Here is a 1,430-nt window from a genome sequence, read left to right as displayed (position 1 = left end):
ACAGACGCAAAAACTCCGAAAAACCCGGTTTCTTGAATTGTCGTGCTTAGTCAGAGTTCAATCCAGGGAATCGCGCGGGAGAATTTTCGATGATTCCGAGGTAGATTCTAAGGAATTTGGGATTTCTTGAGCGCGAGAAGGTTGGAGGTAGCGAACGATTTGGTCAGCGATAGTGGATGCAAAAAAAGTAGCTACTGTGACCAGGAATGTGTTAGAAATTACGGCAGCTAATCCCAGGGGTGCGATTAGGAGGATGATGAGAGTGATGGTGCCGTTGACGGCGGCTAGGGAGAAATTACGGATTGTGGATGCGCGGGATGTGATGTACATAGTTGTGTTATTTTGGGTTGAATATGGATGGTAAAGTTTGGTCGTAAATGGTGGTTGAAGGTGAAAGTTTTTAGTTAAGTTTGTTAGTCGGTTGGGGGTTTTTCACCTAGGCTCAAAGTCCGCCAGGGGTTGAAACCCCCGGCTCAAAGCTGAAGTCCTCTCAAAGAGGACTGGGGAGTTTATGGGTGAGATTATGTAGTCGGTTTCAACCGACTTTTGCTATGAGACGGGGGTTTGAAACGAACGGCGGATCGGTGAAGTTGTGGTAGATTTATTGACTTATTTTTGCAGTTCGTAATGGGCGATCGCATCTACCAATTCATCATGCACTTTCGCCATCAAACTCGCTGATTTTAACGAAACAAATTTTTGCTGTGCAACGAAATTCAAACAGCCCAAAACTCGTGATTCCCATTTTTCTGGATTATCAGTATTCCAAGCTTTAAAAACATCATTGTTACTCAGGCCCCGCAAGGAATGAAAAGTCACATTCCTCTCATCTATGGTATTGCAAGCAACTACTTGGATATCTACATTTTGCTCCCATTGATTCTTTGAATAAGATGCTTCGAGTAAGGTAAATAGTGCTTTACCAAATAAACCTACCGTCTTGTAAGTATCATTTTTATTTGCATTAAACCAATACCGTAAATTCTGAGGCAGATTTATATCATGGATATATGCTGTACTTGGTTGCTTGCGATTAGAGTATTGAATTTGTGGTTTATACTTGTCCAATGCCCATTCTTTAATCAATCCTTCCACAGCCCGAAAACTATGAAATAGAGCCTCAACAGTGTTCCCCTGCCTTAAACGAATCACGCCTAAATAAGCAGCTTCATAGCCAGTCCACCACCACTGATTCAAACGCTCCTTTGCAACATCTCCTCTAGCCTTGCCAAAATCTTCAAACATAGCAAAATTCCACTGTACAGCCATTGCCAACAAGTCGCGAATTTCCAGCAATAGCGGATCGGAAGCATCTTTCAAGTAAGGTTTTAAAATGCGCTCTACTCCCAAATAGTCATAACGATTTAATAGTGCCTTTGCTTCTTGAACTTGCATCCCCTGCAAATAAGTAGAACTTTCTATGAAATCAC

General features: G+C 42.2%; 1 protein-coding gene and 1 pseudogene. Both read right to left on the bottom strand.

Going from position 1 to position 1,430, the window contains the following annotated elements:
- Positions 1–57 precede the first annotated feature (57 nt).
- Positions 58–330 (bottom strand): CRISPR-associated protein Csx18, encoded by a 273-nt coding sequence (csx18, locus tag QT974_RS07205; RefSeq protein ID WP_333467834.1) that lies wholly within the window; start codon positions 328–330, stop codon positions 58–60.
- A gap of 279 nt (positions 331–609) precedes the next feature.
- Positions 610–1,430 (bottom strand): annotated as a pseudogene (locus QT974_RS07200) (hypothetical protein); the annotation flags it as partial.

Source organism: Microcoleus sp. BM001215392, from assembly GCF_036700185.1.
Taxonomy (GTDB): Bacteria; Cyanobacteriota; Cyanobacteriia; order Cyanobacteriales; family Microcoleaceae; genus Microcoleus.
The sequence above is the reverse complement of the archived record's forward strand: the minus strand, read 5'-3'. Positions and strand labels throughout refer to the sequence as shown.